The following is a 26,676-nucleotide window of genomic DNA, read 5'->3' as shown; positions in this document are numbered from 1 at the left end:
ACAATAATCAAGACTTGTGTGGTAATTTATTCGGTGAAAAGTGCTCTTGTTTTTTAATTTCCTTTAATCGCTCGCCAAAATATGTATTCGGGTCGGGTCGCTCTTCACTCTGCAAATTCGCTTCAGCGCGAGCCACTTTGTAGTCTTCTTCGACCTGCTCTTTCACGGAGGGATTAAGCTTATCCAGCGCTTCTCTGATTTCAGTAAGCAGCACCACCCCTTCCGACTTCTGTTGCGCCCAACGAGACTTGATGGCTTCTGTTTGTTCAGTCAGTTCCTTTAATTCCTTATCGTGATCCAGGGATTCATCCAGTTCATAAAGTGACTCCATGGGGGCGTACATGGCGCCCGATTTCATATCCAGATTAAATTCGACCTCGACTGGCTTGTCATCAATCAGCGCATGAACTGTCAGTGTAAATCCAGGATTAAAAAGCGCGCAATCACCAAGCTCTATTTTTTTAAATTGAATGCGGGTGTCCTGCAATGATTTTTCCACGATAAATCGTTCAAGGTAGGCCATTAATTCCCTGTAAGTTGACGCCTGGTTTACCTGGGTGAAAAACGGGTAATGCATCCCTTGATTGATCACCTGGGGATCCTTTGAAACAAACTCAATCGTCTGATTCGTGTACTTAAATTGCTTTGGAGGCAGCTGAAGTACCGGCGGTTTCTCATTGCCCGTCTGATTATGGAAAAAGGCGGTTCCGGCGTATGTTAACGCCTGGTATACCTCAATTGAACGCGGCCTGTTCAATGTGCTGGATTCTTCTCCCTGGTAAAAATAATAAACCAGTCGATTTCTTGCATAGCGGCAATACTCCTGCAAGGCCTGTAAATCCTTATCCTCCCCAGGGAGAGACGCAATGTACTCAAATAAATCAAGAAGCTGTTTATAAATGATGAGACTGTTCTTTTTATTGGACGGATTCACTGCGCGGTAAGCGGTTAAAAATTCTGATAATTTTTTAACCTTTTCTTTGCTTTGGGCAGGGAGTCGCTCATTATCAACATACGCTGCCAGCACATCCGCTACGGCATCAAACTCGGTTTTTCTATTGGCGTCAATCTCTTCAGGCGGCATGGCGGCGTGAATCCTGACTTCAAGCTCATTTAAATAGTTATACAAACGCCCGTTTGAACCGCTGCCTAAATGGCGTTTCTGCTTTATGTCATCGCTGAGCAATTGTGATTTTGCTTGGTGAATAGCCTGTAAAATCTCGGCAGCGCTTAACGTGTCGTTATTTAAATCGAGCAGAAGCTTTGTGACAATGTCTTTGCGATCGCCGCTAACCCAGCTGCGTTTCCACCAATGATCACGGTAAGAGGTCAGCCATTCAATGGCTTGACCACGCATATTGGAAGGAGACTTGGCCCACCAGTGCGCGAAGGAGTCTTTTTTCCATTTGCCCGTGGATTCGGGTAGGAGCCGGAGGTTTTCTGCCATTATCACGGGCAGATACAATGTTTTCTGCTTTTCATGCTCGCCGCGATGGGCGGTCAAAATGACAAAATGTTCCTGCTGAGCCTTGGCCACGGCTTCAATATACTGGTCTGACCTGCTCCAGATCATTTGATTGATAAAGTCTTCGCAGGCGTTGCTGAATCTGGCATAGCCCACCGAGTTACCTGAACGATAAGCTTTATAACGGAGATAAAGCATGGCCGCCATGATTGTTTGAACTTGATCCTTTAACGGAGCAGCCGCGTCGAGCGTGAATTTGCCGGCTAACTGCTGTTGATAGGCCGGGGTACTGAGCCATTCCAATTGTCGCCGAATCACGGCAGTGATTGCCTGACTTCTGGCGTCCTCAGCCACAGTCTTCAATTCTGTTGTCGAGTCGGCCTCTATGTCCATCATATCGGCGTAAACCGCTGCGGGTGCAACAGGGAACAATTGACCGTGAAGCTGGGTTCGCTTCACGTAATGCGTACCCAGAGGCGCATGTCGGACGGTAATCTGATCGATCAAGCCGATGTCATCCAGCGTCCTTTCTTCGGGGAGGTCAATGGTAATTTTGTTGTGTGTTGCCCATTTGAGCAAATGGGCTCTCAGCATGCCGTCTTGTTGCGCATACTCATTCCATTCTCTTGCAGCAAATTCAGCAAGACGGGTAATTTTCGCGGTATTTTTCCCTTGCAGAGCCGGGTTATGCTCCAATTCTTCCCAATAGTTATCAATGTTGCCAAGGAGTAGATTCCACTGCCCCAGCAATTGGTTGATAATCGCCTTTTTGCTGGCTTTCGAGGCATCGGTGGCATGAATCTGAGTGATGAACTGAAAAAACTCCTGATAGATGAGATCCTTAATGCCATCAAACGATTCCCGCAAATCACGGTCCTCTGAACGCGGTTTATTGCGTATATTGTTTAACAGAGCAATGGCCTTTTCCACTTCCTGGATTGTTGCCTTAAGGTTGCGAAGTTTTTTGGGCGCATCGGCATACGCTTCCTTAAATTCGCTGCGGCGAAGAATCATGCGCGTAAACCCCGGTTGCCCTTTACGCGCTGGCCGGCCGGATTTTTGCTGTAAAGCCCGCTCTAAATCTTCGCTGGAATGAGGAGCGGTATCGGCACTGGTTTGAATGGCATAAAGGCCATTGGCGTGAGTCGGTTTAATGTCTGTGCCGCGATCAAAAACCGACGAAATGGTAATGACGCCATCCAGCCCTGCTTTATCTTTAAATTGCTTTTCTTCGTCGTTCCGTTCCTTGGGCGTGGGCTTTTCACTGCTGTAAAAACGCTGCAGGAAATCAGGGTTTAGTTTATGTTTGTATTTTTCAGGAGTGGCTTCAATGGCGGCATGCAGCGCCTGATAAATTTTTTCGCCCTGGGTTTTATCAGGACACTGTATTAATACAGGACCGCATAACCCATCGGGCTGGCTGCGAATATACCTCAAAACGTCTTTGACGATGAGTTGAATGTGCTCCCGTTCTTCCGCCTCTGGATCATCAAGGTATTTAGCCTGGGTGAGCAGTGGATTTAAATACCGCAGGTTGGATGTGGTAAATTTCGGAATCCCGGCAAAGCGAAAGCCGTATTTGGCGTATTGTTCGATGATTTCGTTCTTCGACCCCGCCGTTCCTGTCATGCCGAGGATTCGTTGATAGGTACTCATTAACAATCGGCTGTTTAACGAGGTCACGTAGGTTTTTTCAGGCTCAACCAGAAAACCGGGCTTGGTGCCATCGTCTATGGCGTCACGGTATTTTTGGCGCAGGCGAACATGCAAAAACTGCTGGATGCCATTACTGAATTCGGCATCAATATTAGGCCGTCCGCCGGTCAGAATACAGGCTTTGGAGACCTGACCAAACTTCGGATGCGCCAGGGTCACGACTCTGAATTTGGTTTCTTCCTGATCGATTAAGTGTCTGGTTTTTCCAGCGGCAATCAACCAGCCTTCCAAGCGTTTCTGGTAAAGTTCAGGTTGTTCTTCGAGTTTTTTCAGCTGCTGCTTTTCTTCTTTGGATTTCGCCGAATTTCTGAGCCAGGCTTTGGCCAGTGCTTGAAGATCGGCATCGCTTCTGGGTATGGTCTGTGCGTCGGTGAAATTTATTAATGCTTCATAAATCCAGGTGTAGGGGCTTTTATACGGATCAGTGCTGGCATCAAGCGTTGTCGCATAACGATAACGGGTGCTGTCATCCAGGGTTGAAAAATCCACTTCATCGGCAATCAACGCACAGTTGTCGGGGAACGTTTTACCTTCCAGTTGCATTTTGGAGCGGTAGAGCGCCACATCCGACATGCTGGAGTAATGGATGGCATTGGGTTGGTAATCATCAAAACCGGATTTTGCGGTGATGAGTTTTACTGGCATGCCCAGGTAGTCAAAGAATGCGTGGTTTTCTTCCAATCCTTCAGAAGCCAGGAAGCTATTCGCTGTACAGATGTCAACGGTTTTGCCTTCAAGGTTCGCAAGCGCAGCCGATAAGGCGGCAGTCATTGACTTCCCTTCACCGGTTTTAATTTCCCCCACCAGATTGCCATCGGTCTGCATGGAAAGCAGCAGATACATGATTTGGGTTGGTCTTGGCATGTTGCCTGTGGCGCGATACATCACCTCACGCAGCAAGGCGATGACTTCCAGTCTGGCCTTAAGGCGCTGTTCCTCTGTTGCCCCGCTGCCTTCGCTTAACCGATGTTTATAATAATCCAGAAGGTCATGGATCTCTTGATGAGACATGTCCTTGACGGCTTTAAGCGTATCGGAGGGTTTGCCGTTTTCAATGATTGGGATACCGAAGTCTTTGCCAATGCCGTTGATGTACAAAAACCACTTCTGCAGCTGTTGACGCTGGCTAAGCAGCATTGTACGGCTATAGTTCATGTCCTTGAGATTGTTGAGGTAATTGATTAGTTCACTGGCATCAAAGTGCTCATCCAGCGTTTTTTTATCGTCGCGCTTACCAAACGGATCCAGGTCATATTTTCTCTTAAGCTCGTTCATATCCGGCGATGCAGATAAGGTAATCTGGGCCAATTCCGAGAGCCTCGGGTACGTGGGTGTGCTGTAAAGAGCGCCCAGCTGTTTCAGGGTTTCCGGATTGGCCTTTTTCAGTTGGTTTACCGTATCCACAAGCAGTTTCTGATCATACTTCGAATCCAGTTCGCCCTGCTCTTTTTGGGCAGCCCGCAAGGCAATGGTCATGATCAGGGCTATTTTAGCCTGATCGGGCACCTTTTTGGCTTCCTCTTTGGCTTCCTCTTTGGCTTCCTCCTTGGCTTTCTCTTCAAAGGCCCCGATAAAGGCGGAGAAGTCAGCGGCACGGTTGCCGGTAAAAAAGGAGAAAACGGTTTGTGTCAAATCCGGATTGTTCAAACCTTCAACCAGTTTAATGTTTTTGATGATGTCCTGTTGGACTTTATCCTGGTTAGCCATGAAAAGATGCAGCTTCTGGACAAATAACTCACTGTTGCTGCCGCGAAGTTCAAGGATTGTCTTCAAATCATTGAGGATGTTACCTGGTTGTCGATGGCAATAGGCAAGCCCCAGCTCACAGAGGGCCCGTTTCTCCTCATCACTCCATGTCTGGTGCTTGTCAGGATCGAATACCGTGTCAATGAGGGTAGTTATGGCGTTTAATGTCTCCTCGGAGGGATCATTAAACGCAAGGAATTCACGAAGTAAGCGGGTTGGGAAGGGATTATTGGGGTTAAAACCCTCTACCAGCGCACGCGTCATTTTGGCAAGAGAAGTAAGCGGGTATCCTTTCAGCGACGGGCTGTCATCGAAGGCGGCAATGACGGCTGTTAAGTCGGAAGGCCATGTGGTCTGAATGCGCTTAAAATCGCCGAGCAGGTTATCTAAGCTATCCAATTCGTCGGCGTAAAGCCCGACAAAGGCGTGAAATTCCGCTTTTCTAATGGGATGACTCATTTTGTTATTGACGATTTTAGCGAGGCGCGCGCGTGTGGCCTCGTCTCTAATACCAACATTGGCTATGCCGTCATCGATGACGGTATTGTAGACATTGGTCATCACGCCGGTGATTTTTCCTTTGACGACATCGCCTAGAAAACCTGAAAATTGACCAATTTTTTTAAGGCCTTTGATTAAAGCGTGAGGGCCTTCCGGAGAGGCCAGTATTTTAAAGAAATCGTCACCCAGTTCATTCTCGATAGGTCCCTTAAAACTTGCCAGTTCCTTGATGATCTCACTCATGTATTTGGCGATGATTGTTTGTAAATTGCCGCCGCTTTCCACGGGTGCGGCGAGGACTTGCTCCAATTGTATGGTGCAGTCTTTGGGCAAAGCCGCCTTGACGGTTTGTTCAAGCGTGCTGTATTCCGGTTTTTCTTTCGCCGCGACATCCCTGACAATGGCAATGAGTTGATCGAGGCTCGGCAGCGCCTTTGATTTCACATCAATATGACCCAGCAGTTCCAACAGGTCATGGGTTGTCTGCTCGCCGTGTGTGTTCAGGCATTGAGTAACCGCCTCATAAAGATCCCTGATTTTTTTCTCGGCGTTTTTTTCATCAAGGCCTTCATTGGTACAGACAGCGATCAGTCGGGTTGCGCTTACGCGCAGCCTGCGGTGATCGGTGAGAACCTGAGCCTTCGCATCGGCAATTTTTTTCAACTCCTTGTTGTTAAGGCCTTCCAGTTCGCGCATGACCTCTTGAAAAATCGAGAGTTCTATCGCGTGCGGGTTTTGGCAGAGAAGGGTCAGTGTTTCAATGTAATCCTGCGCATCCTCATCATACGCTGCAACCAATTCCTGGATCATGCTGATGACCTGGGCCGGTTGCTTCATCTTTTGGGCTTGTTTGGAAATGGTCACGATCTCCGCCAGGGTGGGCCGTATCGGAGACATGCGCATCCCACGCCAGGCATTGACCATCACGCGAATGTTCATCAACTGGAGTTGGTTTTCATCTTTGGAGGTGTCTTTGTACTGGTTTATCCAGTTCACCAGGGCCTCGATATCGCCTTTTTGAAAATGTTTGCCGCGTTTACCGGTTCCAAACACGGCGATGAGCAATAAGAGCGATTCTTTGCCGGTGAAATAATTATTGTTTTGAATATTATCATCAATCAGCTCAAAGGCTTCGCGATACCGTCTAACCCCTGCACGATGGTTAAACGTTGCGATGTAACGCAAAAAAATGGCCAGTTGTTTAGCGCTGTCATCCGCCACGGCCCCATCGGCCAAATTGGCGCCAATGTTGACTTTATCACAGCGATAAACAAAGCCTTTTTCTGAAAACCGGACATCCAGTTTCGCTTCCCCGGTGAAACTGCCCAGGTTCAGCGCCATGGACGGAGTGACCAGTTTATATCCTTCGTAGCGTGAGGCATAAAAAGGACCGAGGCCACTCAGGGATAAACCGGGTAATGCGTCATAAAACTGCTCATTGATATCGTGGGCATTGGTGAGAATCACTGACAGCAACCGATCCAGTGCGACGCGCATGTCGGCTACGCCGGTCATGAACGGGCAGTATTCAGTTAAATGCAGGCCGGGGCTCACCTCTTCCAGCTGGCCGCAGAAGTAGGAAAATCCCTCAGCCAGTTCCGCCAGATTGGCCCAGCGGGTGCCGGGATGGCGTTCCTGTTTCACATGGGTAAACCCGTCTTCTTCTGCCTGTTTAGGGTCGGGAGAATAACCAATGTTGCTGGTATGCTGCTCCGTTAACGCCAGCCACCAGGTGGCCTGGGCTGTGGAAAAGGCCATTAATTTCTGGATGGCGGCTAAATTGTTTTCCTGAAGCAACTCATTGAGATTTTGCGATGAATCAATAAAGCAGGCTTTGAAACTGGCAAAAAAGGCATCGCCCTTGATGGCTTTGAGATCCTGAAGGGTGCTCAGTAACTGAAGAAGGCCGGGAGCGCCCTTGTCAAAAAAGACTTCACTGAGTGCTTTGATGTTTTTTTCAGTCAGCGTGTTGCCAAACACGCCTTGCATGAGCGCGTGCATCTTACCGGAGGCCTCAGGGTCCTCTGCGGCAATGAAAGCCTGCAAAATGCTCATACGCTGTTGGGGTGACAGCTTAACCGTGTCCTCTTTAAGATAGAAAAAGTGGCTGATGCAGTTTTCAAGCGACGGACGCGGCGCTTTCAGTTTGGCAATGACCGCATCGTATAAATTTTTGGCCTGTTCCTGGTTGATGAATTGCAAGGCATTCCCCGCCCAGTCAACCGACAAAAGCGGCTTTGAAAACTGAATGGTTAATGGCGATTCATTGGGATTGATTGCGGCATCAAAGGCGGAATAGGCGAGCACAACGTTGCCGTCTGCGTCGCTTTGCAGTTCAAATCCGCGCGGCAGATTATCAGGGTGTAGGCCGTACTGCACATCCTGTAAATGATCAATCAGCATTTTGGCGGCAGAAACACTGATTTTTTTGATGCCGTATTTAAACAGTGCTGCTTCTTCGCCGGTAATCATGTCCCAACACTGTTCGGGACTAAGATGGGGATGGCGGGCTTTAATGAACTCCCCCAGCTTGCCAATGGAGCCACGGGTCAGTAATTCGTCAGTCCCGGTATAGAGAGTGAATAATTCGTCCTCCAACTCGTCTTCTTCTGGCAGATTGTTGTCATCCAGGGACGTTTGCACCTGTTGTTGCACCTGTTGTTGCTGCTGTTGTTGCACCTGAATTTCAGTTGACAGTGAGCCTAAATCAGCCTGAAAAATGGCCTTGCCGATTTTGCCTAAGGTGACGGTGGGTGCGCTTGCTCGAGCAGCTGGTTTTTCATGCTCCCGGGAAGAGGCCCCCCTTTTCTGATTCTTCAAGCCGGTATTTTCAAGGATTGCCAGTTGGTCTGCGATTTTTGATGATGCTTTGTCCGGTGCAGAAAAGCTAATAACGGTCGCATAAGGGCCTGCGCTGATTAAATCAATTAGGGCTTGAACCGTTTCTGGTTTCAATGGCGCGAGTGAGGAGCTGACGATTTCCAGTCGTTGAATGCCTTCAGGCGGCATGTGCCTGAGGATATCGTTCAGGACATTAACCAACGCGTTCTGGTCAATATGGCTTAGATCGGTGATGGCGAAACTGAATTGCCTGAACGGGAGAAACGGCGTGGGGGATTGCAAATGATCGCGTAACGCCGTGAGCATGCCCAGATCGGTAATCACATAGCCTAGGGCCTGGGCATCGCGCATGCTGAATGTGTGGTAATCGAAAGCCCCGTCTTCAAAACGGCTTTGGTTATTGGCGATGTAGTCCAGCAATTTCACAAAGCCGGGTGTTCCGAGTTGAAGGGCGTTTTTATCCGCTGAAGACAGCGAGCCCACAAACCATTCATATCGCCCCTGGGTTGGTTTATCAGGCGTTTGAAATAACATCGCTTCAAACAAGGCATCCCAGGGGAGTTTTTGTGCGTCAGGCTTTACGTTAAAATGCGCCAATAAAGCATTGCGAGTGTTCACCAGCGTTAAGTAATCCCTTAAAACGGGCTCCACGGCAACGAGTTCGATGCCAAGCGTTAAGTTATCGATATTGTCCCTTATAAACTGCTGATTAAGCTTCGCAGAACCGGTCAATGTCACTTGTTTAAGCGCTGAGTTATGGCCAATGGTTTCAAAAAGAACCTCAAGGACTAGCGCCTCATTCTCCTGATCAGTCAGGATCTCTTCCAAATTCAGTGTCAGGCTACCCTTGGCGTCGGTAATGGCTTTTATGGCGGGCAAATCCTTGAGTTTGGCTTTCTCTGCATTCAAGGCCACCAAGGCTTCAAGCTGTTTGCTGTCAAATTTTGTTTTGGGGCCTGGATGTCTGCCCCGATTCTGGGCAAACTTCAGCAACTGGCCTTCCACGATGATCGGTTTAACCCTGAATTTATCCGTATCCTGTGCCTCAAAATCACTTTCCGGAACCATTGACTTAAGCGCGGTTCTCATTTCCTGGCTGATGACCTGCTCACCCAATAAGGAGCGGTAGACGAGGTCACGGAGGCTTGAGGCATCCTTGCACTCGGTGAATTGCTGATAGATGCCCTCGTTTTTAATGACGCCTGCATCGATGAGATCCTGAATGATTCCTCGTAATGCGCGGTAACCACAGGTAAATCCGTCACGTTGCTCCTCGGTGCCGGTCACGGTAATTTCAGGGTCTGTGCATTCAGGGAAGGCGGTATAAAATTTAATCGCGTCTTTGCTGGTGTAGCTGCCAATCTGGTTATGGTATTTCAAAGCATTTTTCAAAGTCGCGGCAATTTTTTTCTTGGACGCCTCATGCAGTTGCAGTTCATCCGTGTATTTCACCTTGATTTTTACAGGCTTGTCGGTTGGATCGACCTCAACAAGGATACGGACCCAATGGTTTCCGCGCGAACTAATTCGGGCGTGACCATCTTCTGCCAGATTAACAATTAAAGGAATGGTGTAAGGTGCTGGTGGCTCATCATGTTGATGTTGTTCCCTGGCAAAATGAAATGCCAAACCGAGGTCATCTTCGGTGAACGGGATGATGTGGCAATTGAGAATACCTAAAATCTTTAACTGACGCTGAATGTCAACATCCGTCAACCATTCATCCGCTCTTATATTGCCGGAAAGGAATTTTTCAAAAAGACCGGGGTAACCGGCGCGTTCGGGGTTGAAGTTCATGCGGAACGGGCGTTCGCTTTTCCATTGAAGCCACCCTGTTCTCGCTGCCAGCGTATCCAGGGTCAGGTTGTACGTGTCCCCCAGGTCGCCGGGTATTTTGTTGCTTTGCGTGTATTGGATAAACACGTCATAAAAAATAGCGAAATCCGACAGATGAGTGGCGAGTGTTTGATCATTATCGACAGCCAGGGGGGTTAAGGGTAAATAATCGGCATGTTCGGCGTCAAAGCGTTTTAAACCCTCAATCAGCTTGGGGTCAGCGTTTACGTCGCCCGGCTTGGCTTTCTTTAAAATATCAAATAATTTTTTAATGGCACTATCGAGGGGGTTGGATAAATCCAGATTTTTTAAATCGCGTGTTTTTTCTTCCAGTTCCGCTGGGGATAGCCGGGCGATTTTTGCCAGTTCCTCGGGCGATATTTTACCTTGAGCAATCGCTTGTTGTAATTGCACGATGCGTGACAATAAAAGTTTGGTGCGGGTTTCCGTATCAGGCGTATTAAAAAACATGGTTTGACCAACTGATTTAATATGATCTAGTTACAAAATAGCATAAAAACCTTACTTAAATATTAACTCAGCCGTTTTATTGTGTAATTTATTAACATCGTGATTTGAAAAGGGGTATGCTTTGTTTCTAAAAATAGTCTTATTGAATAAAATTTAATCTAATGGTATAATTGCAGAATTTACCCGTCAACGAGGCTTAAATGAAATTAATCGTGCGATTTGCGCTTGAAGGAAAGGAAGGCACTATCGAGGCAACCATTCAAAATAAGGAAGGGCTTGAGGCACGTGCCCGTTCTTTAATCGCCGCCGCCTTGGGTCTCGATGAAAATCAATGCCAATTCACTCGTCTGGTGGGCAAGGAGTCACTGGGTTACCAAAATGCTCAAAACGACGAAGTGTTTTTAAATTATGCCGTTGTAAACCTGAGTAAACTGGAGGAAGAGGAGACTGAATCGGTGGCCCTGCAATCCTCGGAATCTCAGGAGTCAAGAATTACCACCGGTGCCTGGGCCGATGGCGCGCCTTTAGTATCCGTGGGGTCAGAGCCGGGTACGATGGAATCGTCTGAGAATCCCAAGGGGCTTTATCGTTCAAAATCAACTCCGCCTTTCTTTGCTGACAGGGGGCGATCAGGTTCTCCTTCCCTGACGGAGGAATCGGAGGAGCACGATTCGAAACCAAAGAGTAAATAACCCTCTAAAACCCGCTTCAGGCGGGTTTTTTATTGATGCGTTTGTGCATATCCGCCTGTTCTTCACCATACAGTAACACTCCGCCTATCACTGCCGAGGGCATGGTCACTACATTTAACAAGGGAATGAAATTAAAGACATTGATCATCAAACCAAAGCCCAGTGATTTCATGCGATTGTGCTGTAAACGCTGCCTCATGGCATTAAAGGTGAACAGATTATTATCCATGACAAAATCCTGATACTGCATGCTGAGCATCCACGCATTGAAGGTAAACCAGATGAACGGATAAACAGGCTGGATAAAAGGCACGAAGAAAAGCGCCACGGTTAACAGAAAGCGGGGCAGGAAATAACGTAGAAACTGCCCCTGCCGTTTGATGCTGCGCCAGGCCATAACCATAAAAGGCTGAGAAGGGAGTTCGCTTTGGAGAAAATGCGTCTGTGCTTTTTCGGCTAATAAGCCATTAAAAGGGGCTGCAATCAGGTTGCAAAGGGCGGTAAACAGCATCAAAAACAGCAAAAAAAAGCTCACCACCACCAGAATAAAAAACACAGTGCTTAAAAAGCTCAACCAGGAAGGCAGTTTGTCCAGGTAGTAGTCGGCATAGGGAAGAAGATAATGATAAAGAAGATAAAACAAGCCGGCAAACAAGAGGATGTTAAACAGAATCGGCAGGATAACAAAGCGCCGCAAACCCGGGGTCGATAGCCGTCTGAAGCCCGCAATGAAATACAGCATGCCCTGAATGAAATTGCCCATGGTTTTCCTGTGGCGTGATGTTAAGGGTAGTTTACAACAGTTCGTACGTGAGGGCAGGAGGGGGAGAGAATCAGGGGCTTAATTGATAAAAAATAGATCTTTATGTTATAATTTTGTTGTCTAGGTAGCCAGGGTTTTTATCATGCCTTTTCCAAAAGAATCAGCACAGCAAATTAACAACACGCGTAATAATTGGTTTGATGTACCAGGGAATGTAGCCGATGATTATGATGACGATAAAGGCGCTCAGCCTTTTTGGCAGTTTCGTGTGGCCATCAAGCCTGGCCGTGAGAATGCAATCAAGGCCGCTCAGGCGTTGGGTGCACTTCAGCAGTTTAACACGAATTACCATCCAGAATGCAAAATATTCATTCCTGATGACAATAGCAGACTTGAAACATGGGACCCAACCATCCGAGGAGGCGACCGGGATCAACGGGGTAAAGAAATCTGCGTTTATATGGAGTATTCAAAGGTTGCAAAGCGACCTCAATATTACTCTGACAGTGGGTATCCCAATCAGGATTATTTAAAAAAACTGATGCTGGACATCTGGCAGGCATTGGATAAAGCAGGTGTGGAGTTGGCTTATGTCTCTCCTGGCCCAGGAGAAAAAGAGATCCTGGTCGAGGATGGCACATTAACCCCATTCTCTTACAGTAGCTTTAAACCTTACAAAGGCCGGCATGGACTTTTAAATTCAAATACCTACAATCCCAACGAATTTCTTGATCCATTGGAAGGGGTGAGCTTTAGTGCCAAGGATTTAAAGAAACAGGACATTACCCCATTAAAAGCCGGATGCAGCGCAAAACGTCTGTGCTATCAACGACAACATTATGCAGAAGGATTGGTCGAGGCCGATAAGGATTTGAATGCCCCTTTTAAAGAGGATAAAACCTATGTGTCGGTAGTCACTGACTTGAAAAGACTAATGGTGATTAAGGATGATGATGATCTTGTGGCGGAGATTGAAGGCCTTATCAAATTAATGAGAGATCCAGACAATGCCTCCCTTTTCCATGAGCCTTTTGCCGCTATAGGAACGCCAGGACAGTCCATTTTTACAAACGCCGGGGAAATGTTGAAGCGTCAGCCTGCTCAGGCAAGATCGGTTTTAACCTCCTTAATATCAGCGATTGCTGATGAAAAAAAGCAGGCTGTTGATGAGATGTGCAAGGTGTTGCCATCTTCTTCAAAGGTAACCCGGGAAGAGCTGGAAAAACAGTTTGACCTTAATCCGAAAGCTTTTCATCGCCTTTATCAACGCTACGCATTCCTGGCCCAGGAAAAACAGACGATTGCACAGGAACACCAGCATCTTAATCAGTTAATTCCTCAAAGCTATCCAACCTCTTATTATGAACTGGATAAGGACGATACTTTGGTTGCCGCCAGAAATCTGCTCAACGATTACACCAAGAGCAATTCAGGGCTTGGTCGAGCGTTTACTTTTCATTGGGCGCGGCATCATACGGCTGAAATCAATCAGGTTGTTGAAGACATTGACAAGGGAGCGATTAAGGACATGGATTCGTTAATTGATAGGTTAAAGAGCATTGAACTGGTTAACCCCAAAGGGTCACTGTCAAGACGTATTGATTTGATTGTTTGTCGGCATGTTGATACGCAATGTCAGGCTGATTTCAAGGAAGAAGAACAACAAAACCTGAAGGTGGAGCTTTGATGTGATCCGGTTTCCTCATCGTCCCGCGGTGCATGCTCTTGATAAGAGCTGCCGCAGTTCGACGAGTGGACCCGTTTTAAGAATTAATTTTTAGCGACAGCCAACCCTTTAAGAATCGTTAAAGCCGCGTACAGTTGATAATCTTCATACAACAGGGTTTGATCATCCTTGTGGGAATTATCAACTTTTTCACTGGAATTATTATTTTGATTCAGCAGATGCCCGTTCAGTTCCGCTTCGCTGAAGCTGGTTAAATCCTTGGTTTTACCGGATTTGGGCACAGCAATTTCTTCAATAATAATGTCGGGCGTAATGCCTTTCGCCTGGATAGACACCCCGGATGGTGTGTAATAAAGGGCGGTGGTTAATTTAATGGCCCGTTTTTCGTCCAGAGGCAACACTGTTTGCACCGATCCCTTACCAAAGCTTCGTGTGCCGACAATGATCGCGCGCTTGTTATCCTTCAACGCACCGGCCACAATTTCTGAAGCAGAGGCCGAGCCATTATTGATGAGCACGATCAGCGGTGCATTCTGCAAAATATCGCCGGGATTGGCGAGGGCCGTGAACTTGGAGCCGGGCAGTCTGCCTTGCGTGTAGACGATCATTTCTTCGCTGCCTTTCTTGTCATTATCAATGAAGGCATCGGAGACCTGGATCGCTGAATCCAGTAAACCACCGGGGTTGTTGCGCAGGTCAAGAATCAAGCCTTTGAGTTTACCGCCGGATTGCTGCTTTAACTGGGCAATGGCTTTTTCCATGTCCTGAGCGGTCATGGCCTGGAATTGGGTTAAGCGCACATAGCCATAGCTGTCATCCAGCAATTTACTTTTAACACTCTTGATGAGAATTTTTTCGCGAATCAACGAGAAAGTAAGCGGTTTGTTCACACCTTTACGCAGAATGGTCAAATCAATGGTTGTTCCTTCCTTACCGCGCATCATGTTCACTGCATCCTGAAGGGTGATACCCTGCACGGATTTGGCGCCCAGTTTAATGATGTAATCCCCTGCCTTGATGCCGGCTTTAAATGCCGGGGTGTCCACCAGGGGTGTAACCACTTTGACAATGCCGTCTTCCATGGTGACTTCAATTCCAAGACCGCCAAATTCGCCGCTGGTTGATGTCTGTAATTCTTTGAAGGAGTCTTCATCCAGGTAGGTGGAATGGGGATCAAGCCCGCTTAACATTCCGCGGATGGCATTATCAAATAATTCCTTGTCATCCACCGGCTTCACATAATATTTTTTGATTTGGCCAATGGCGTTGGAAAAACGTTGCACATCTTCCAGTGGAATTCGCTTGTTCGGTTCCTCCTCCGTTGCGGCGAATCCGGGTAAAGGCAGAAAAGCTGTTGTGACTAATGTAAGTAATGCACCAGATAACAGGTTGCCACGCATTGTATTCTCCTTGGACAGTTGTGAGGCGCGGCGGGCGCCCACCTCTTCCCGCTTTGTATGAAGCAAGCAATATAGATGCCAGAGGGCAAGTTATGAGAGCCAATCAAGCGGAGGAACAGCTTTACCACGTTGCCTTACCTCGAAGTATAGTCCGTTTTGCTTTAGTCCGCCGCTGTGGCCAACGGCAGCAATGGTCTCTCCCTGCATGACGTATGTACCCTTGTGTTTAAACAGGGATTGGTTATGCGCGTAAAGGGTCATAAAGCCCTGGCCATGGTCAATGATCATGAGCAGGCCATAGCCGTTCAGCCAGTCGCTGAAAACAATTTTGCCGGGATAAACGGCATGAACCGGGGTCCCTTCGCCGGCAAAAAATGTCACCCCCTGATTGAGACGTTGCACCGCATTGCGGGCAACCTGTACTGGCCTCGGCAATTTATGCCGCATAACAGTAAAGGGTTGTTTGGGGCGGGCAATGCTTTCCGTGGCGAGGGTTTTCAATAGGCGTGAGAGATTGTCCTTGTTGCGCTGGTATTCGGTGAGTGTGTGTTGTTTGCTTTGAATGTCGTGGTTGATGGTGCGGATTACTTCCGTATGATAGCGTTTGTTCTGCTCAAGTTGTTGCTGATGCGCATGCAGTTTATGTTGAAGTGATTCCTGTTCAGCCAGTTCGGTTTTTAAATTATCCTGATTGATGGTCAGGTTTTTCTTGGTGGAAGCGATTTCATCAATCATGGCCTGGCGCGAATGGACCAGGTACTGATAAAAGGTCAGCAAGCGGCTGACGGTATAGGGGTCATCCTGATTTAAAAGCCATTTAAGGGGCTGATATTCTCCCATTTTGTATCGTGTGCGAACATGTTGAGCCAGAAGTTGCTGTTGGACGGCCAACTGTTTATTCAATTCATTCACATGCGTCTGCAAGGCATGGATGCGCTGTTGTTTACTGGCCATGTTATTCTGAATGCTGCGAAGGTGCCTGACGTTTTCGCCGATTTGTTTTTCGGTGCCTTCCAGTTCCCGGGTTAATGTGCCGCGTTTGTCGTGGGCGGTGGCTAAGGTTTGTTTAAGCTTATTGATTTGATTATCCAGCTGCTTGAGCCGGGATTTGGTTTGAGTCACGCGCGCGTTTTCCGCCGTGCTTGAGAAAACAGGCAATAACGCCAGTAAGGCAATGGCAAGGCGACCACCTGTTGAATTAATGCGAATTGACATCGTCTTCCACCAAAAGTGCTGAGCCTGTCATGTCGGCCGGTTTGTCAATGCCCAGCAGGGCCAGAACTGTGGGCGCCACATCAATCAGACTGCCTTTGTTTTGTTTAAAATGCCAATCCGCGCCCACGTATAAAAAGGGCACGGGCTCGCTGGTATGCGCCGTGTGAGCCTGGTTGGTTGTCTTGTCAAACATGCATTCCGCGTTGCCATGATCGGCAGTGATTAACAGGGCGCCGCCCACTTCGGCAAGAATCTGCCACACATTCTGCATGCATTGATCCAGGCATTCAATGGCGCGGACGGTGGCCTGGAAGTCGCCGGTATGACCGACCATGTCGGCATTGGCATAATTACAGATGATGACATCGTAGGCCTCGCTTTTAATGGCATCGATGAGAGTGCGTGTTAATTCCGGTGCGCTCATCTCCGGCACCAAATCGTACGTGGCGACAGGCGGGGAGGGAATGAGAATGCGATCCTCGTTGGCGAAGATCTGCTCATTACCGCCATTAAAAAAGAACGTCACATGGGCGTATTTTTCTGTTTCGGCAATGCGAAGCTGAGTCAAACCCTGACGGGATAACACTTCCCCAAGGGTGTTACGCAAACTGAGGGGAGGGAAGGCCGTCTCCGTTAAAAAATGCTTGGCGTAACGGGTCATGGTGACAAAATGAGTTAAAACCGGCTGTTCCTGACGAATAAAACCCTCAAAGTCCTCATCAATAAACGCTTGCGTCAATTGCCGGGCCCGGTCAGCCCGAAAATTAAAAAAGAAAATGGAGTCGCCCGATTTGATGGCAGAGCCTTCACCAATGACGGTGGGCGGTATGAATTCGTCGGTTTTGTTTTCATCATAAAAGTTCTGGATGGCTTTTTCAGCGGTGGCGAAACGGTAACTGCTTTTCGCTTCTGTAAGCATGCGGTACACGGGGGCTACGCGTTCCCAGCGTTTGTCCCTGTCCATGGCAAAATAACGGCCGCAGAGAGAGGCGATGGTGGCGACCGGTGCCTGCTCAAGCGCAGCATTTAAGGCAGCCAGGCTTTGCAGCGCGCTTTGCGGGGGCGTGTCGCGGCCATCTAAAAACAGATGCAGGTAAACCTGATTGAACTGGTGCTCCTGACAGAGGCGCAGGAAGGCAAACAGATGCTGCTCATGGCTGTGCACACCGCCGGGCGATAACAATCCCATGACATGCAGCGCTTTGTTTTGTGCTTTCATGTCGTTAATGACGTCAATAAAAAGGGGGTTGCTGGCAAATTCCCCGCTGGCAATGGCTTCGTTGATGCGGGTGAAATCCTGATAAATGACCCGTCCAGCGCCAATGTGCATATGCCCTACTTCGGAATTGCCCATTTGCTGGCCAGGAAGTCCGACCTCATGCCCGGAAGCCTCAAGCAAAACATGCGGACGGGTATGCCACCATTCGTCCCATTGCGGCGTATTGGCTGCAGCGATAGCATTGTGGGCATTGTTTTTCTGATAGCCCCAGCCGTCAAGAATCATCAGGACGAGTGGTTTCCTAGGTTGCATTATGGCTCCGTAAAGCAAGTGTTTGGATTTAGACTGCAAGCGCTATTATTACATTTACCCGGCCGATTGACGAGACTGTTACCTTAAGAAAGAATTCGCCCCTCTCCCGGCGCTGTGAAAAGAATCACCCACTAAAACCAGGACAGCAATCGGACCATTTTTTTAACCCAGGGTGAGAAAAGTTTGGGCGCATAAAATTGACCCGCCAGACGCTTGCTGAGCTCATTGCGGGTGGGATAAGGGATGATCGTGTCGGTAAACAGGCGCAGGGAACGTTGTTCCCGTACAGCCAGAATCCAGGGAAAAATCAGTTCACCGGCGTCCTCTGCGCACAGACTGACTCCCGATACCGTTCCCTTTTTTGTAACAATGACTTTAAGAAGGCCCTGGCTTTTAGCGTCGGTGTTGGCGCGATCATTGGCTTTAAAATCCAGTTTAAGGATGCGGTAATGGTCGGGGCGTTGCAGGGCGTCCTGTTCGCTTAAGCCGACATGGGCAAGTTCAGGGTAGGTGTAGGTGGCCCAGGGGATGGCTTTTTCCTGCAGGCGGACAGGCAATTTAAAAGCAATTTGCTTGAGTACCAACCCCGCATGATCATTGGCGACATGGGTAAACTGCAGTCGACCAGCGGCATCGCCGATGGCAAAAACACGCCGGTTAGTGGTTCGAAGCCTGTTATTAACAGCAATGTGCCGGCCATCGCAGCGAATCCCCGCCGTGTCAAGATTCAATTCATCCACCGGCGTTATTCTGCCGGCTGCAACCAGAAGATGACTGCCGTCAAGCGCCAGGCTTTTCTGATGATGTTGTGCGATGATGCGGATGCCGGCAGCATCATGGGTAATTCGGTGAATCGCAACGCCCTCATACAGGTGCACACCGGTCTTCTCCATGGACTGACGGACAATGGCTGCACATTCGGCGTCATCGCGGTTTAAAATGACTTGACTTTCCAGCAGAGAGACGCGGCTGCCCAGCATGGCAAAAGCCTGCGCCAGTTCGCAGCCAATGGGGCCGCCGCCAATGACCAGCAAATGCCTGGGAAGGTCTGTCAGCTTAAACAGGGTTTCGTTGGTTAAATAAGGGACCTCATCAAGGCCGGGTATGGGCGGTATGGCAGGGGAGGAGCCGGTGGCAATGACGATGTGTCTCGCTTTAATCACGTAATCTCCCGCCTGAATTGTTTTTTTATCAATAAAGCGGGCCTGAGCCTGAATGACTTTAACGCCCAGGGATTCAAAACGTTCCACGGAATCATGCACGGCCAAGGTGTCAATGGTATCACGGACATGCTGCATCACCTGGTGAAAGTCCAGTTGTTCACGCGGACTTGAAAAATGAAGAAGCCCCAGCGATTGGCTATGGCGCGCCTGCCAGTAATTTTTGGCGCAGGCGATTAAGGCTTTGGAGGGGACGCAGCCATAATTCAGGCAATCGCCACCCATGAGGCCTTTTTCAATGAGAATAACATTCAGGCCCAACTGGCTTAAGCCTGCGGCAAGACTTAAACCGGCTGCACCGGCGCCAATGATGGCGGTGTCGCAATGCAATGGAGTCATGGTTTCCGTTATGTGTTGGAATAATGCTTTACCTTAGTTCATGGCGCAGTGGCGGGTCAATGCGACTTCCTTCAGACAGTACTTAAAATTTTTGTTCAAAGCGGTTAGACTATTGCCTCAATCGAAGTCGTAGGAAGAAATGGTTTGAAGAGTAAATTACCGCAACATATCGCCATTGTGATGGACGGTAATGGGCGTTGGGCTGAAAGTCGTGGCATGCTTCGTTTTGAAGGTCATAAGGCAGGAATTGCCACAGTTAAAACAGTCATCCGATCCTGCCTGGAGCATCAAATCCCTGTTTTGAGTCTGTTTGCCTTCAGCAGTGAAAACTGGTCGCGTCCCGAAAGCGAGGTGGCGTTTTTAATGCAGCTCTTCCTGACCACGCTTCGGCATGAAGTCCAGGAGTTACACCAGAAAGCCATTTGCCTGCGGTTTACCGGCAACCGGCAAGGCCTGCCGCCGGCGATTTGTGCTGAAATGGAGATTGCTGAACACTTAACCAAAGACAACCAGGGTCTGATTTTAAATCTGGTCTTGAATTACGGCGGCAAATGGGAGATAACCGAGGCGGCTAAACGAATGGCTGAACAGGTCAGTACCGGCAAGCTTCGCCTGGATGAAATCAATGAAACCACGCTCAATCAGCAGTTATGTACCCATGATTTACCTGAACCTGATCTTTTTATCCGCACCAGCGGGGAGCGGCGGATCAGCAACTTCTTTCTGTGGCAGTTAGCCTATACGGAATTGTATTTCATTGACACCCTTTGGCCTGATTTTACGGCGGTGGAATTTGAAGAGGCCTTGCTCAGTTTTAAACAGCGTGAGCGCCGTTATGGAAAAACGTCACAACAGGTAAGCGAGAAAGAGTATGTTTAAGCAGCGATTAGTAACCACCCTGATTTTAGTTCCCGCCGTATTGGCCGCTATTTATTATTCCAACTTCTGGGTGTTTGCTGCAGCGGTTTTCCTGCTGGTCATGGCCTGTGGTCTGGAGTGGTTGTCCCTTGTTCCGGTCGTGCATCTACCGGTCAGGCTAGTCATCCTTGCAGGGCTATTGGTTTGTGCCTTATTAATTCACCTGGTTATCGGGTATTGGCTTATCGCTGGATTAACCCTTTGGTTTTTAATGATTTTTGCTGTGCTGTTGTTTCCTGCATCGCAACGTGTCTGGGGAAATCGACCGGTGGTTACCGGCCTCTGTTTTGCCTTGTTGCCTCTTTTTGGTCAAAGTCTACTGAGTATTTATGAGCTTGAGGGTGGCAAAGAACTGATTTTTTATCTATTGTTTTTTGTATGGGCTGCCGACATCGGCGCCTATCTTGCAGGAAAACAGTGGGGAAAACACAAGCTTATTCCGGTGGTCAGTCCCGGAAAAACCCTGGAGGGCTTGGCCGGGGGCGCTGCGTTGGCCTCCGTGGTTGCTGTTTCAGGTTATTGGTATTTTCAACCCCATGCGCCATTAATGTGGGTTCTCATTAATGTCCTGGTGTTTTTTATCGCGCTTTTAGGCGATTTGTTTATCAGCATCCTGAAACGACGCCAGCATGTTAAAGACACGGGGCACTTAATCCCGGGCCATGGCGGGGTGCTCGATCGTCTGGATAGTCTTATCGCTGCGGCTCCTGCCTTTTATTTTGGTCTTGAATACCTGGTTTCGGGGACTCTCAAATGGCTTATACATTAGTTTTTTTTATTTTAGCGCTGTTGCTTTTAGTGACAGTGCATGAGTTCGGGCATTTTATAGTGGCCCGTTTATGCGGCGTTAAGGTGCTTCGTTTCTCGTTTGGTTTCGGCAAGGTGCTGTTTCGCTGGCATGACAGGCGAGGGACAGAGTACGCCTGGTCTCTGCTGCCTTTGGGCGGTTACGTCAAGATGCTGGATGAAGGCGAAGGGGAGGTGCCGGCAGAAGAGCGTCACCTCGCCTTTAATAATAAATCAGTCTGGGCAAGGATTGCCATTGTCGCCGCCGGCCCCCTGTTTAATCTGATTTTTGCTTTTCTCGCCCTGTGGCTGGTTCTGGTGATTGGTATTTATTCACTGGCGCCCATGATCGAAGCTGTCAAACCAGGTAGCCTCGCCCACAAGGCGGGACTCAGTGCCCAACAGGAAATCATTCAGTTGAATGACGAACCTGTGCGAAGCTGGCGTGATTTTCAGTACCTGCTCCTGCCTCTGGTAGGCAGCGATGAAACCGTGTCCATGATCGTGAAACCCATGGCTGGCGGCGAACTTAAGACAGTATTCCTCCCTTTGAGCGAATGGCAACTCGATCCACAAAAGCCGGATCCGCTGGCCAGCCTGGGGATTACCCCGTTTATCCCCACCATTCCGCCGATTGTGGGTGAGGTGATGGAGGATTCGCCAGCCGAAAAAGCAGGCCTGACCTTAAACGACACCATCCAAACCGTCGACGGCAAGCCGCTGTCCGATTGGCTTGATCTGGTGGAGATTGTGAAAAAAAGCCCGGATCGGGTACTGATGCTTGGTATTCTTCGTGACGGCAAAAGTGCCACCGTGGCACTTCGTACGGGCAGTAAAGACGTCAATGGCAGTCAGGAAGGCTACATCGGTGTTCGTTCGAAGAAAGTGGATTGGCCGAAAGAATGGCTACGCGTGCAGCGGGAAGGTCCGATTGTGGCGCTGGGTACGGCCTTGCGTCAGACGGTGGATTTAACGGCGACGACGTTTTCCCTGATTGGCCGATTTGCTACAGGCAAGCTGGCTTTAAAAACCATCAGTGGCCCTGTTGGAATTGCCCAGGGCGCGGGTGAATCGGCGCGTAGCGGTATTGCCTATTATTTGTCTTTCCTGGCCTTGGTCAGCATCAGTCTTGGTGTACTGAATTTATTACCGATTCCTATGTTGGATGGCGGCCATCTGCTGTATTATTTCATCGAAATTATTATCCGCCGCCCATTGTCTGAAGGGATAAGAGCCGCGGGATTGTATGTCGGATTGGCTTTCCTCATCGCGTTGACGGTTCTGGCATTAACCAATGATATTTCGCGATTAACCAGTTAACGGAGATAAACCCTTGATTCTGGCTTACTCTTCCGTCAGCGGGTTTTTCGTGTTTCAGGAAAGGAACAGAAACAGGATTTAACTTGATCCATTGTTTTCTTGACAGCGCTTGTCAGTTCCTATAAAAGGATTGCAAATTTGAATTATTCCCGCCGGTTTGAAACCGGCATTCGTTTTAGTTGTAGTGCTGGACGTAAAATAATAATGAATAAAGTCAGTAAAAAAATTTTCCTGGGTGTATGCTGTTCATCCCTTCTCACCTGGACGGCAGCCGTTAACGCCGCGAATGGGTTTATCGTTCGCGACATCAAAGTCACCGGCCTTCAGCGCGTCAGTGTGGGAACAGTGCTTAATTATTTACCTGTGCAGGTGGGCGAAGAAGTCAGCGCTGCAAGCACCGGACAAATTATCCGCGCCCTCTATGATACCGGCTTTTTTCAGTCGGTTTCGCTTGAGCGCCAGGGAAACACGTTAGTTGTCAACGTCATTGAACGCGCCACCATTGGCTCCATAACCCTGACCGGCAACAAGGAAATCCCTTCCGACAAACTAAAAGAATTACTGAAACAAATGGGACTGGCCAAAGGCCGCGTTTTCCAGCGTTCTGCCCTTGAGCGCCTTGAAAAGGAGCTGAAGCAGGCCTATAACGCCCGCGGGAAATACAACGCCCGCATTGATACCAGGGTTACAGCACTTACCGAAAACCGGGTGGCTATCACCATTAATGTCTCTGAAGGCCGTGTGGCGCGAATTAAAGAGATTAAATTCATCGGCAACCATGATTTTTCAAGCAATGAACTCATGCCGGAATTGTCGCTGTCCACCAGCGGTATCTTTACCTATTTCACTAAAAAAGATCAGTATTCGAAAACCGCAATGGATGCTTCGCTTGAGTCCCTGCGCTCCTTTTACCTGGATCGTGGGTATTTGAAATTTAATGTGGTGTCCTCGCAGGTGATGTTGTCGCCGGATAAAAAAGATGTCTTCATCAATATCCACATTGAAGAAGGGCCGCAGTACCGCTTTGCGGGCTATGCGGTGATGGGTAAAACCGTATTGCCAAAAGAAAAAATCGATTCATTGATTCAGGTTAAAAAAGGCGATGTATTTTCCCGTAAGAAAGTGACTGAAAGCATTTCCGCGATTGGTCTTGCTTTAGGGGATGTGGGATACGGCTTCCCGGCCATCAATGCCGAGCCGCGTCTGGATGAAGAAAACAAAACCGTGTTCATCACCTTTGTGGTCGAACCCGGTCGGCATGTGTATGTGCGCCGCATTAATTTCCATGGCAATACCAAGACGGCGGATTATGTGTTACGCAATGTCATTCGTCAGGATGAAGGATCGCTGCTCTCGCTGCATAACATTAAGGAATCCGAACGCCAGTTGCGTTTATTAGGGTATTTAAAAGACATCAACGTCAAGACGACCCCTGTACCGGGTGCCAATAATCAGGTTGATCTGGATGTTAACGTTGAGGAAGCCCCTTCAGCCGAAGCCACAGCCTCAATCGGTTATGGTACCAACGGACCCACGTTCAATACAGCCTTTAATCAGCATAACTTCATGGGGACTGGCCGCTCCATGGGTATTGGTTTTAATGCGAGCTACTGGGGGCAGGATTATTCGCTTAATTATTACAATCCTTTTTATACCAAAACCGGTATAGGTCGCGGCTTTAATCTGTATTATCAGGTGGTTGATCCGCAAAAACTCGATGTCAGCGCCTACTCTTCCGATCGTTGGGGCGGGGATATTAATTACAACGTGCTGCTCAGCGAGAAAAGCAGCCTGCAGTTTGGTTATGGTTATCAGGACCTCAACATTAAATCCGTTGGTTTCGTCCAGCAGATTCAGAATTTCGTCGACATCCATGGGCGTCATTTTCAGGAAATCCGTTTATCGGCAGGGTGGAACAGAAACAGCTACGATCAGCTGCCATTCCCAACCAGCGGAATGAACCAACAGGCGACGGCGATGGTGGCTTTACCGGCAACGTCCTCGTCACTGTCTTATTATAAAACCAGTTACATGGCACACTTGTACCAGCCGCTGTTTAAAGGATTTATTTTCTCAGTGCTGGGCAATGTGGGCTACGGTAACCAGTTCGATAATCAAGGCTTGCCCTTCTTTGAAAACTATTATGCCGGGGGTATCGCGCAGCCTGGGCAGGTGCGAGGTTACAGCAGTTACTCACTCGGCCCTCAGGACAACACCGGAAATGCCATTGGTGCCAACTTCCTGGTCAACGGTACCGCTGCCTTGATTTTCCCGTACCCGTTAAGCCGGGACAATGTGCGTACTTCCGTGTTTGTCGATGCGGGTAACGTGTTTGTCCGTGGAACCCCTGCAAACCTGGCAGGCTCCGATGCCGGTCCTCTGCGTTATTCGGCGGGTGTTTCACTGGAATGGCGCTCACCGTTTGGCCCTCTGGCCTTCAGTGTGGCGAAACCCTTGAATAAACAACCGGGTGATGATGAACAGGTCTTCCAGTTTACATTGTCCTCCGGTTTCTAAAAACCGAATGCTGGCCTCTTTGAGGGGTTGATGGCAAGACGGAGATAAATCCCCGATAATTCTTGCCATTTGCGTTGCACAATTGTCGCAACCGCCTTTGAATTATGCTAGCATCATAGCCTTTCAACCAGGAGATAAATCATGAAGTGTGTTAGCGGGTTTTTAATGGCGTTGGTTTTCAGCTTGGGTGCTGCTAATGCCTTTGCCGATTGGTCAAAAATTGGTGTGGTTGATTTGCAGAAAATCATGCAGACCTCATCTCAAATGAAAGCGATCCAGCAAAAACTGGAAAAGGAATTCAAACCTCGCCGTGACAAATTAGTGGCCATGGAAGAAAGCCTTAAAAAGGACATGGAAAAATTCAAGCGTGAAAGCACCGTGATGAGCCAGGCTCAAAAGAAAGAGCTTGAGAAAAAGATTGTTGCTGCGCAACAAAATTTCGAACGTCAAGGCCAGCAATACCAGCAGGAATTGAGCACAGCTCATAATGAAGCCATGGAAGAGTTGTACGGCAAAATCCGTAAAGCCATTACCAAAGTGGCTGAAACTGAAAAATACGATCTGATTCTTCAGAAAGATGCTGCACCTTTCAGCGACAATAAGTTGGATATTACTGCCAGTGTCATGAAAAACATCGATTGATTTCGTGGCTACAGCATATACCCTCAGGGAATTGGCTGACCTCTTGAGCGGCAATCTGCACGGTGATGCAGCACTGCTGATTCAAGGGGTTTCTTCATTACTGAGGGCTCAAAAAAATCAAATTGCCTGCTTCGACAATGCCGCTCAGTCGGATTTATTATCAACAACCCGAGCGGGGGCAGTGCTTCTCGCCCCACAGCAGGTTAGAAACTTTCCTTTCAGTTGCATTTCAGTGCCTAACCCCTGGGAATCTATCCATTTAATTGCCAATCTGTTTAAAATTAATACAATTCCAAGACAAGGCATCCATCAATCTGCTATTATTTCGCCCACCGCGGAGTTGCCGGAGCATCTTTATATCGGTGAGCATGCCGTGATCGGCGAGCGTGTGGTGATAGCACCCGGTGTTTGTGTGGGTGCCCATTGTGTAATCGAAAACGATGTGTTTATCGGGGCGCAGACAGTCATTGAACCCGGTGCAGTCATCGGAGCCGGAACGGTAATCGGTGCGCAAACGAGTGTCGGTAGCGGTGTGGTGATTGGCGCTAGCCCCTTTAATAATCTCAAGGATAAAGGCTATTGGCACACAAGCCATGCGCTCGGTGGCACAGTCATTGGCGATCGAGTTCTGATCGGCGCCAATACAGTCATTGCCCGCGGCTCCTTGAGTGACACCTGCATTGGTGAAAATGTGTGTATCGATAATTTGGTACATATTGCGCATGATGTTACTATTGGCGCTCACACAGCCATTGCCGGCTGTGCGGTTATTGGGGCTTTTGTACGCATAGGCGGTCATTGTGTGATTGGCGGGGCCAGCTGTATTGCGGCAAATGTTCATCTTGCCAACGACGTGGTAATTACCGGAATGTCCACCGTCAGCAAAAGCCTGCAAAAGGCCGGCGTGTATTCTTCGGGCACCTTGGTCAGCGAACATCATCGCTGGCGACGCAATGCGGCTCGTTTTCGACGCCTGGACGACTACGTGGCGCGATTGGCGAAATTGGAAAAAAAGGGGCAGGACGACTCCATGAGTTGAGTTGGATAAAAAAGGAATCCTGCGATCATTG

The 26,676-nt window shown here is 48.6% G+C and carries 14 protein-coding genes; 8 read left to right on the top strand and 6 right to left on the bottom strand.

Translation table 11 applies throughout. The features are described 5' to 3' along the window. Positions 1 to 7: 7 nt before the first annotated feature. A complete protein-coding gene (locus tag GH742_RS12230) occupies positions 8 to 10,576 on the bottom strand; it encodes a hypothetical protein (protein WP_203455201.1) in 10,569 nt (3,522 codons plus the stop codon). Positions 10,577 to 10,776: 200 nt separating this feature from the next. On the opposite strand from GH742_RS12230, the gene GH742_RS12225 reads away from it, so the two are divergent. Beyond that, positions 10,777 to 11,268 carry a hypothetical protein gene (locus GH742_RS12225; protein ID WP_203455200.1) on the top strand — a complete coding sequence of 164 codons (492 nt, stop codon included), beginning with the start codon at positions 10,777 to 10,779 and terminating at the stop codon, positions 11,266 to 11,268. Positions 11,269 to 11,284: 16 nt separating this feature from the next. Here the strand turns inward: GH742_RS12225 and cysZ are convergent, their stop codons facing one another. Next, positions 11,285 to 12,031 (bottom strand): sulfate transporter CysZ, encoded by a 747-nt coding sequence (gene cysZ / locus GH742_RS12220; RefSeq protein WP_203455199.1) that lies wholly within the window; start codon positions 12,029 to 12,031, stop codon positions 11,285 to 11,287. A 142-nt stretch (positions 12,032 to 12,173) separates the two neighbouring features. Between cysZ and GH742_RS12215 the strand changes: the two genes are divergently transcribed. After that, positions 12,174 to 13,718, top strand: coding sequence for a DUF5617 domain-containing protein (locus GH742_RS12215; protein ID WP_203455198.1), 1,545 nt, complete (start codon positions 12,174 to 12,176; stop codon positions 13,716 to 13,718). Positions 13,719 to 13,801: 83 nt separating this feature from the next. Here GH742_RS12215 and GH742_RS12210 read toward each other — a convergent pair whose 3' ends face one another. The 4 genes from GH742_RS12210 to GH742_RS12195 form a co-directional block, all read right to left on the bottom strand. Continuing rightward, a complete protein-coding gene (locus GH742_RS12210) occupies positions 13,802 to 15,118 on the bottom strand; it encodes a S41 family peptidase (RefSeq protein WP_203455197.1) in 1,317 nt (438 codons plus the stop codon). Between the two features lie 90 nt (positions 15,119 to 15,208). Beyond that, positions 15,209 to 16,333 (bottom strand): murein hydrolase activator EnvC, encoded by a 1,125-nt coding sequence (locus GH742_RS12205; RefSeq protein ID WP_203455196.1) that lies wholly within the window; start codon positions 16,331 to 16,333, stop codon positions 15,209 to 15,211. Next, on the bottom strand, positions 16,317 to 17,864 hold the full coding sequence (gpmI, locus tag GH742_RS12200) for a 2,3-bisphosphoglycerate-independent phosphoglycerate mutase (RefSeq protein ID WP_203455195.1): 1,548 nt from the start codon (positions 17,862 to 17,864) through the stop codon (positions 16,317 to 16,319). The genes GH742_RS12205 and gpmI overlap by 17 nt, the downstream gene beginning before the upstream one ends. Positions 17,865 to 17,995: 131 nt before the next feature. Beyond that, the gene (locus GH742_RS12195) at positions 17,996 to 19,423 is read right to left on the bottom strand and encodes an NAD(P)/FAD-dependent oxidoreductase (RefSeq protein ID WP_203455194.1); all 1,428 of its coding nucleotides are present in this window, start codon (positions 19,421 to 19,423) and stop codon (positions 17,996 to 17,998) included. Positions 19,424 to 19,567: 144 nt separating this feature from the next. Between GH742_RS12195 and GH742_RS12190 the strand changes: the two genes are divergently transcribed. The 6 genes from GH742_RS12190 (at position 19,568) to lpxD (ending at position 26,645) form a co-directional block, all read left to right on the top strand. Continuing rightward, positions 19,568 to 20,302, top strand: coding sequence for an isoprenyl transferase (locus GH742_RS12190; RefSeq protein WP_203455193.1), 735 nt, complete (start codon positions 19,568 to 19,570; stop codon positions 20,300 to 20,302). Then, positions 20,295 to 21,110 carry a phosphatidate cytidylyltransferase gene (locus tag GH742_RS12185; RefSeq protein WP_203455192.1) on the top strand — a complete coding sequence of 272 codons (816 nt, stop codon included), beginning with the start codon at positions 20,295 to 20,297 and terminating at the stop codon, positions 21,108 to 21,110. Before GH742_RS12190 ends, GH742_RS12185 begins: the two co-directional genes overlap by 8 nt. After that, entirely contained in the window at positions 21,095 to 22,447 is a 1,353-nt protein-coding gene (gene rseP / locus GH742_RS12180) for an RIP metalloprotease RseP (protein ID WP_203455191.1), read from the top strand. The genes GH742_RS12185 and rseP overlap by 16 nt, the downstream gene beginning before the upstream one ends. Before the next feature lie 204 nt (positions 22,448 to 22,651). Next, complete coding sequence (bamA, locus tag GH742_RS12175) at positions 22,652 to 24,964, top strand: outer membrane protein assembly factor BamA (RefSeq protein ID WP_203456939.1); 2,313 nt, start codon at positions 22,652 to 22,654, stop codon at positions 24,962 to 24,964. Between the two features lie 141 nt (positions 24,965 to 25,105). Continuing rightward, a complete protein-coding gene (locus GH742_RS12170) occupies positions 25,106 to 25,606 on the top strand; it encodes an OmpH family outer membrane protein (RefSeq protein ID WP_058530983.1) in 501 nt (166 codons plus the stop codon). Positions 25,607 to 25,610: 4 nt separating this feature from the next. Next, positions 25,611 to 26,645, top strand: coding sequence for a UDP-3-O-(3-hydroxymyristoyl)glucosamine N-acyltransferase (lpxD, locus tag GH742_RS12165; protein WP_203455190.1), 1,035 nt, complete (start codon positions 25,611 to 25,613; stop codon positions 26,643 to 26,645). Positions 26,646 to 26,676: the final 31 nt, after the last annotated feature.

Origin of the sequence: Legionella sp. MW5194 (assembly GCF_016864235.1) — a bacterium.
Lineage (GTDB): Bacteria > Pseudomonadota > Gammaproteobacteria > Legionellales > Legionellaceae > Legionella_C.
The sequence above is the reverse complement of the archived record's forward strand: the minus strand, read 5'-3'. Positions and strand labels throughout refer to the sequence as shown.